Source organism: Steroidobacter sp. (genome assembly GCF_036406195.1).
Classification (GTDB): domain Bacteria; phylum Pseudomonadota; class Gammaproteobacteria; order Steroidobacterales; family Steroidobacteraceae; genus Steroidobacter.
Genome location: NZ_DASWVW010000057.1, coordinates 40,842 through 48,007 on the forward strand (window position 1 = coordinate 40,842; position 7,166 = coordinate 48,007).

The window sequence follows — 7,166 nt, forward strand, 5'->3', positions numbered from 1 at the left end:
TTGTTCCCATGAAACTAACTAGAGCAACCCCAGGCACAGGGATGTGCCCGCCGCCGTCCGGCGGCGAGCGCAGGAGGAAAAGTCGCGCCTTTTCCTCTCTGCGCCATAGCGCGAGTGGCAGGATGCCCGAGTCGCGTTTGTTAATTATCGCCGCGGCTCTGCTCGCGGCGGCGTGCAGCAAGGAAGGTTCACCTTCGGGCTCCGAACGCAGGCGCGCCGACGCTCCGCAGGCCACGGCGCAAGTTACCGAGCTGCAGAAGATCGATATCGTCAAAGGCACCGGTGAAGGCATTTCCGCCGGACAGCAGGCGGTGGTGCATTACACCGGCTGGCTGTACGAGCCCGGTGCGCCGGATCACAAAGGCAGGCAGTTCGACAGCTCGCGAACCAGCGGCCGGCCGTTTCGCTTCGTCGTAGGCGCAGGCAATGTGATCAAAGGCTGGGACGAGGGCGTGCAGGGCATGCAGCCTGGCGGCCAGCGACAGTTGGTGGTCCCGGCGGAGTTGGGTTACGGCGCGACCGGTGCGGGCGGCGGTGTGATTCCGCCGAACGCGACATTGCTGTTCGACGTGGAGCTGCTGGCGATCGAACCGGCGCCCTGACTCCAGGGCGCAGATCAGAGCCGAAGCCGCTTACTACTCCAGCGGCTTCGGCTCGTTGAACTTGGGATTGTTCGAATAGGTACCGGTCAGCGTCGCCTGCGCCAGGATGTGCGGGCGGATCGCTTCCAACACCTGTGCGCCGGTGAAATCGCCTTCTACGGGCGCTCGTTCGCAATCGAGCGCGTACACCGTGAAATGATAGTGATGCACGATCTCGTCGTTCCACGGCGGGCACGGGCCATCGTAACCCCTGTACGTGCCTTTCATGTCGGCGTCGCCAGCGAACCAGGCGGTGTAGTCATTCACGCCGTGGCGCGCGCCGGCCGGGCCGCCCAGGTCCTTCTTGCCGCCCGCCACGATACCGCTGGAGCAGGTGCCGGCTTTGATTTCGGTCACCTGCGGCGGAATGTCCACCATCACCCAATGGTAGAAGTCGACGCGCGGCAGGCTGGCCGGCACGCTCTTGCCTTCCTGGTTCACGTCATCGGGCTTGCTCGGCACGTCCGGATCGACGCAGATCAGCGCGAAGCTGCGCGTACCGGCGGGCGCGTCGCTCCATTTCAAATGCGGGTTGTGGTTGTCCGTAAGACGAATGTGCAGCACGGGGTCCGGCGCGCCAAACGCGAATTGCTCGGGAATCGGCTGGTCGTGCTGGAAGCTGGTGGATGTGAGCTTCATGAGGCGTTCTCGCTGGCAGGCTTGCAATCAGGGGCAAGGCTCTGAAAAAAATGAAGGACGGCGGTCGATGTTCCGTCATCGGGTGCGAAATCGCCGCCGGCGCAACCTCGACTCCGTATCGCTTCGCCGTGAATGGTACTCTGAGGCGGCCGGGTCTTCGAGCCAGCCGTGATTTCACGCCAGCGTCTAGCCCCGGCATCGATCCGGCACCGACCCACATGAACAGGAAACAATGACCGCCGCTGCCACCCCCACACGCAACCTGCAGATTCCCGGTCCCGCCGGCACGCTCGAAGCACTGCTCGATGAGCCTGCGTCGATCAGCTCGCCCCAGTCGGTCGCGGTCGTCTGTCATCCACATCCGCTCTATGGCGGCACCATGACCAACAAGGTGGTGTATTCGCTGGCGAAAGCGTTCAACGAGGCGGGCATCGCGGCCGTGCGGTTCAACTATCGCGGCGTGGGTGCGAGCACTGGCACTTACGATGACGGCAACGGAGAAACCGCCGACGCGCTCGCCGTGCTGGAATGGGCCGCGCAGCGATGGCCCGGCGCACGGCTTTGCGTGGGTGGGTTTTCGTTCGGGGGCGCCGTCGCGATACGTGCCGCCGCCGCTCGCGATGTGGCGCGCCTGGTGACCATCGCGCCTGCAATCCGCAGGGTCAGCGTGGACGAGAGCTCGCTACCGCAGTGTCCCTGGCTGATCGTGCAGGGCGATCGAGATGAACTGGTGGATCCCAGCGATATCCAACAATGGGCGCAGGCGTTGCCCGAATCCCCCAGCCTGGTGATGTTGAACGGCGTGGAACACTTCTTCCACGGCCGCTTGAACGAGTTGCGCCAGGTGGTGGTGCGCTGGCTGATCGAGCTGGCGCAGCTGGGGCGCTGAACGGCGCCGATGTCCCGCCGCAACTTCCGCAGTATCGACCTGGAGAATGAATGATTCTGGCGCAGTTGAAGAAGATTTTTGGCAGCGACCCGTTGCCGCGCGGCGTGCTGGAGGATCGCGAGCCGTTCGAGCTGGCGACCGCGGCCTTGCTGCTCGAGCTGGCGCGGGCGGACTTTTCCGAGTCGGAGCAGGAGGTGGCGGCGATTCGTCACCTGTTGCAGAAGCGCTTCGATCTTACCGACGAGGCTCTGGAAGTGCTGATGGTCAATGCCGCGCGCCGCGCCGACAAAGCGGTGTCGCTGCATGAGCTCACGCATCGGATCAATCGGGAGTTGCCCGAGGCGGACAAGTTGGCGATCGTGGAAATGCTCTGGCGCGTCAGTCACGCCGATGGCCGGATCGACAAGCACGAGGAGCACTTGATCCGGCGGATCGCGGGGTTACTGCATATTTCCGATCGCGACCGGGTGCGCCTGAAGCTGAAAGTGGTGGTCGACGGCGAGTGATCGACTGCTCGACCCGACTCGGACGAGGAATGCCGAGGGTCGCGGCGGGGTAGAAAATTCGGGGCGGGAACGCAACGGCGCCGGAGGAATCCGGCGCCGCAGGTAGAGCTTCGCTCGGGTGAAACTCAGTTCACCATCTCCTTGAGGTTCTTCAGCGCCGCGATGCGCACCTTCTTGCTGGCGGGCTTGGCCTTGAACGTCATCTTCTCGCCGGTGAAGGGGTTGATGCCTTCGCGAGCCTTGGTGGCCGGCTTCTTCACCACCTTCATCTTCAGCAGGCCCGGCAGGGTGAACAGTCCCGAACCCTTCAGGCTCTTCTTCACCACGCCGCCCAAAGACTCAAACACATCGGACACTTGCTTCTTGGCAAGGCCGGTGTCCTTGGAAATCTGCGCAAGGATCTCCGACTTGGTCGGCGCAGCATTCTTTTTTGCCATTTGTAGTCTCCTGAGTAAGTGACAAATCGCGCCGTCTTGAACACGAGCGGTCGCGGGCAATCGCAAGACGCGCGGAAAATAGCACAAGATTTGCCGGGAAATAAGCGGCCGACCGGTTTTTTCGCCTATTTTTTAAGGCTCGCACGCACTTCCCGAGGTGCGCGCAGGGCCGTTGCGGCCGGCGCGTCGGTCGAATGCGACTTACGGACGATGGCTGCACTCGCCGGGCGTGCCGGGCGCTGCGTGTCTGGACTAGTTCGAGACGAATTCGCGCTTCAACTTGACGTTGAACGGCTGCTGTTCGCCCTGCGGCGTGACATTGATGTCGAACACCAGGATTTCGGTGCCGGCGATCGACACCTCGCCGATCGAATAGATCGCATCGCCTTCGGAAACACGGCGCATCCGGATGTCTTTGAGCTGGCCGTTCAAGTTGTAGGCGTCCACCGCGACGTCGGCCTCCACCGGCTTGCGCGGCGCATGCTCCGCTTCCTTGCGCAGCACGGTCACGTTGAGCATGACCCGGTTGCTACTGCGCTGAATGCCGTAGGCGCGCGCCACCTCGGGGGTCAGCTCGTCGGTACGCAGTGCGTTGAAATGCACCTCGTAATTTCCGAAGTCCTTGAAGGTCTCGTCCAGCGCCTGCGCGGGCATGGCGCGTCGTTCGGGTTGCTCGGTGCAGGCCGTCAGCGCGAGGGCGCAGGTGAGGGCAGGCAGGGCCACGAGCGCGGTCTTGATCATCGAGCGGTGGATCTTACGAACGGCGGTGTGCTTGCGTGTGTTATTGAGCACCGGTGTTCTCCAACGTCGTGTGGAGCACTGTTTATAGCACCGTTGACGCGCCTCAGGTGATTGCGATGTTCAACGCCTGCAAGCCGATGATGACGAACAGGGCCGACAGGTCGAACCCGCCGAGCGGCGGAATGATCCGGCGCACCGGCCGCAGCAGCGGCTCGCTCAAGGTATCGATCAGCGCCGCGCCCGGGCTGGACGTGCCCGGCGCGATCCAGCTCAGGATGACGTGCAGGAACAGCACGAAGATGTAGAAGTTCAGGATGGTCCTGATCAGCGTGATGAGCACGACATAGGCGAACTGCCCGGGCGTATAGACGAAGGGGTAAGCGTCCAGCAGCCACATCAGGGCCGTTGCCGCGGTCTGCACGATGAGCAACGCAACGATGGACGCGGTGTCCACCTTGCCGATCGGCGGCAGCACCTTGCGCAGCGGCAGCACGAGCGGGTTGGTCACGCGGATCACCGCCTGTGTCAGCTGATTGCGTGAATTCGCCCGTGCCAGCGGCAGTAATACCCTCAACAGGAAGACCGTGACCAGCAGTACTTGGAGCAGGGTGCCGACGATGAATCTGATTGCATCCATTGGGGCGGTTAGCGGTTGGTGGTTAGTGGTTGGTGAGAGGCAGACGGCATAACGGTTCGTGTAGAGAGCGGTGGTTCAGTCGGAGCAATGCGACTGCAGCTGGTCCGTTCTGGACCAACCACTAACCACCAACCGCTAACCGCCGAGTTCTTTCGCGAGTTGCGCCGAGCGTTGGGCCGCCGCGGCCACGGCCTGCGAAAAGATAGCACGGACGTTGTTCGCTTCCAGGTGCTTGAGGGCCGCTTCCGTGGTGCCGCCCTTTGACGTTACCTGTTCGCGCAGCGTTGCCGGCGAGTCCTTCGACTCGCGCGCCATGAGCCCCGAGCCATATGCCGTTTCGACCGCCAGCTTGCGCGCCACTTCCGCGGACAGGCCTAGCGATTGCCCGGCCGCTTCCAGCATTTCGATCAGCAGAAAGAAGTACGCCGGTCCGCTGCCGGAAATCGCGGTGACCGTGTCCATGTCGGACTCGCGCGCCACCCACAGGGTGGTGCCGACCGCACCGAGGATCTGTTCGGCGACCGTGCGGCTCGCTTCGGTCACTTGATCGTTCGCATACAGCGCGGTCACGCCACAGCCCTGCAATGCAGGCCGGTTCGGCATGCAGCGCACGACTGGAACGCCGCCGCTCCAGCGCTGAATGTCGGTCGCGAGAATGCCGGCCGCGACCGAGATCAGTAACGGGCGGCTGCGCACCAACTGTTCCTGCAGCGAGCTGACGACATTGCGCAGTTCCTGCGGCTTGACCGCCAGCAGCACCACATCGGCATCGCGCACGGCGTCGGCATTGTCGCTGGACGTGTGTACCTGGTACTGGGCCTGCAAGGATTCCAGCGTGGGACCATAGGGATCGGCCACGACGATCTGCCCTGGCTCCATGCCCTTGGCGATCAAGCCGCCGATCAGGCTGCGGCCCATGTTGCCGCCACCGATGAATGCGATGCGTTGTTTCATATTTATCGAGATCGGTTCGTTATCGAAAAGGTCTCTGGGCCATGCTGGAAGGCATGGCGAGCTCACTTGCGAAGCCGTTCACCGAAGATCGCCGTACCTATTCTCACCCAGGTGGCGCCTGCCGCCACCGCCGCTTCCAGATCGGCGGACATGCCCATGGATAAGGTGTCCACGCTCAGCCCTGCGTCGAGGAGCTGACGCTGACAGGCCGCGAGCTGCTGGAACAGCTCGCGCTGTTCTTCGAAGGTGTCGCGCGGCGGCGGAATGCACATCAGTCCGCGTAGCTTGAGCCTCGGTAGGGCTGCGACCGCTCGTGCGAGGGGCAATACTTTCTCTGGCGGTACGCCACCCTTGCCGGGTTCGGGCACCAGGCTGACCTGCACACATATATTGAGAGGTGCGGCGTAGTGTGGCCGCTGTTCGTTCAAACGGATGGCGATACGCTCGCGATCCAGTGTGTGGACCCAGTCGAAATGTTCGGCGACCGCCCGCGTCTTGTTGCCCTGGAGCTGGCCGGTGAAATGCCAGGTGAGCTGCAGATCCTGCAATTCCTGGAGCTTCGGCAACGCCTCCTGCAGATAGTTTTCGCCAAAGTCCCGCTGCCCCAGCTCGGCCAGAATCCGAATGGCGGCCGCCGGGTGGCCCTTACTGATTGCCACCAGCCCGACCGAATCGGACAGTCTGCCCCAGCGGGCCGCTGCCGAAGCGATGCGTTGCCGGGTTTCCGCCCAACGATTCGTCAATTCTCGCGCCGTCTCATCCGTCATCATGGCCGCCACGGTTTCAGCCGAAATTTGCGGACCGGTTAACATATTGAGCCCGGTACCCGCCCGTTATACTGCCGCACGCTCATCATTGCGTCCGCATCGCCCGCTGGCGAGCCCGCCCCGCGAGGGGCGCGGTTCGCCGACTGGAAGGAAGATCATGCCCGTCGATATCGCGCAGCTGCTGGCTTTTGCCGTCAAGAACAATGCCTCGGATTTGCATCTGTCGGCCGGTGTGCCGCCGATGATCCGTGTGGACGGCGACATGAAGCGCGTCAACATGCCGGCGCTCACTCATAAAGAAGTACACAGCATGGTGTACGACATCATGAATGACAAGCAGCGCAAGGCGTACGAAGAATTCTACGAGACCGATTTCTCCTTTGAAATTCCCAAGCTGGCGCGCTTCCGGGTCAACGCCTTCAACCAGAGCCGCGGCGCCGCGGCGGTGTTCCGTACCATTCCGTCGCTGATCATGTCGCTGGACGACTTGAACGCGCCGAAGATCTTCAAGGACCTGGCCATGCAGCCGCGCGGCCTGGTGCTGGTGACCGGGCCGACCGGCTCGGGCAAGTCCACGACGCTGGCCGCCATGGTCAACTACGTCAACGACAACAAGCCGGATCACATCATCACCATCGAGGACCCGATCGAGTTCGTGCACGAGAGCAAGCGCTCGCTGGTCAACCAGCGCGAAGTGCATCGTGACACGTTGGGCTTTTCCGAAGCGCTGCGCTCGGCGTTGCGCGAAGACCCGGACGTGGTGCTGGTCGGCGAAATGCGCGACCTGGAAACCATCCGCCTGGCGCTGACCGCGGCCGAGACCGGCCACCTGGTGTTCGGCACCCTGCACACCTCGTCGGCGGCCAAGACCATCGACCGCATCATCGACGTGTTCCCCGCCGGCGAGAAGCCGATGGTGCGCTCGATGCTGTCGGAGTCGCTGCGCGCGGTGATC

General features: G+C 63.1%; 10 protein-coding genes. 4 read left to right on the forward strand and 6 right to left on the reverse strand.

What is annotated here, in order from left to right:
• Nucleotides 1-122: 122 nt before the first annotated feature.
• On the forward strand, nucleotides 123-602 hold the full coding sequence (locus VGE08_RS22385) for an FKBP-type peptidyl-prolyl cis-trans isomerase (RefSeq protein WP_331070150.1): 480 nt from the start codon (nucleotides 123-125) through the stop codon (nucleotides 600-602).
• A gap of 33 nt (nucleotides 603-635) precedes the next feature.
• Here the strand turns inward: VGE08_RS22385 and VGE08_RS22390 are convergent, their stop codons facing one another.
• Entirely contained in the window at nucleotides 636-1,280 is a 645-nt protein-coding gene (locus VGE08_RS22390) for a YbhB/YbcL family Raf kinase inhibitor-like protein (RefSeq protein WP_331070151.1), read from the reverse strand.
• A gap of 232 nt (nucleotides 1,281-1,512) precedes the next feature.
• Between VGE08_RS22390 and VGE08_RS22395 the strand changes: the two genes are divergently transcribed.
• The gene (locus VGE08_RS22395) at nucleotides 1,513-2,169 is read left to right on the forward strand and encodes an alpha/beta hydrolase (RefSeq protein ID WP_331070152.1); all 657 of its coding nucleotides are present in this window, start codon (nucleotides 1,513-1,515) and stop codon (nucleotides 2,167-2,169) included.
• 50 nt (nucleotides 2,170-2,219) lie between these two features.
• Entirely contained in the window at nucleotides 2,220-2,675 is a 456-nt protein-coding gene (locus VGE08_RS22400) for a TerB family tellurite resistance protein (protein ID WP_331070153.1), read from the forward strand.
• Nucleotides 2,676-2,800: 125 nt separating this feature from the next.
• Here VGE08_RS22400 and VGE08_RS22405 read toward each other — a convergent pair whose 3' ends face one another.
• The 5 genes from VGE08_RS22405 to VGE08_RS22425 form a co-directional block, all read right to left on the reverse strand.
• On the reverse strand, nucleotides 2,801-3,112 hold the full coding sequence (locus tag VGE08_RS22405; RefSeq protein ID WP_331070154.1) for an HU family DNA-binding protein: 312 nt from the start codon (nucleotides 3,110-3,112) through the stop codon (nucleotides 2,801-2,803).
• A 252-nt stretch (nucleotides 3,113-3,364) separates the two neighbouring features.
• Nucleotides 3,365-3,853, reverse strand: coding sequence for a DUF4426 domain-containing protein (locus VGE08_RS22410; protein WP_331070155.1), 489 nt, complete (start codon nucleotides 3,851-3,853; stop codon nucleotides 3,365-3,367).
• Between the two features lie 103 nt (nucleotides 3,854-3,956).
• Complete coding sequence (locus VGE08_RS22415) at nucleotides 3,957-4,490, reverse strand: YggT family protein (protein ID WP_331070156.1); 534 nt, start codon at nucleotides 4,488-4,490, stop codon at nucleotides 3,957-3,959.
• A 135-nt stretch (nucleotides 4,491-4,625) separates the two neighbouring features.
• Entirely contained in the window at nucleotides 4,626-5,444 is an 819-nt protein-coding gene (gene proC / locus VGE08_RS22420) for a pyrroline-5-carboxylate reductase (RefSeq protein ID WP_331070157.1), read from the reverse strand.
• Nucleotides 5,445-5,506: 62 nt separating this feature from the next.
• Complete coding sequence (locus VGE08_RS22425) at nucleotides 5,507-6,211, reverse strand: YggS family pyridoxal phosphate-dependent enzyme (RefSeq protein ID WP_414717524.1); 705 nt, start codon at nucleotides 6,209-6,211, stop codon at nucleotides 5,507-5,509.
• A 157-nt stretch (nucleotides 6,212-6,368) separates the two neighbouring features.
• Between VGE08_RS22425 and VGE08_RS22430 the strand changes: the two genes are divergently transcribed.
• Nucleotides 6,369-7,166, forward strand: a 798-nt coding sequence (locus VGE08_RS22430; RefSeq protein ID WP_331070159.1) for a type IV pilus twitching motility protein PilT, incomplete at its 3' end; no start/stop codon positions are given.

Excerpts from the sequence above, each read along its gene's own strand:
- VGE08_RS22385 (WP_331070150.1), top strand. The coding sequence starts at position 123 with ATGCCCGAGTCGCGTTTGTTAATTATCGCCGCGGCTCTGCTCGCGGCG.
- VGE08_RS22390 (WP_331070151.1), bottom strand. The coding sequence starts at position 1,280 with ATGAAGCTCACATCCACCAGCTTCCAGCACGACCAGCCGATTCCCGAG.
- VGE08_RS22395 (WP_331070152.1), top strand. The coding sequence starts at position 1,513 with ATGACCGCCGCTGCCACCCCCACACGCAACCTGCAGATTCCCGGTCCC.
- VGE08_RS22400 (WP_331070153.1), top strand. The coding sequence starts at position 2,220 with ATGATTCTGGCGCAGTTGAAGAAGATTTTTGGCAGCGACCCGTTGCCG.
- VGE08_RS22405 (WP_331070154.1), bottom strand. The coding sequence starts at position 3,112 with ATGGCAAAAAAGAATGCTGCGCCGACCAAGTCGGAGATCCTTGCGCAG.
- VGE08_RS22410 (WP_331070155.1), bottom strand. The coding sequence starts at position 3,853 with ATGATCAAGACCGCGCTCGTGGCCCTGCCTGCCCTCACCTGCGCCCTC.
- VGE08_RS22415 (WP_331070156.1), bottom strand. The coding sequence starts at position 4,490 with ATGGATGCAATCAGATTCATCGTCGGCACCCTGCTCCAAGTACTGCTG.
- proC (WP_331070157.1), bottom strand. The coding sequence starts at position 5,444 with ATGAAACAACGCATCGCATTCATCGGTGGCGGCAACATGGGCCGCAGC.
- VGE08_RS22425 (WP_414717524.1), bottom strand. The coding sequence starts at position 6,211 with ATGACGGATGAGACGGCGCGAGAATTGACGAATCGTTGGGCGGAAACC.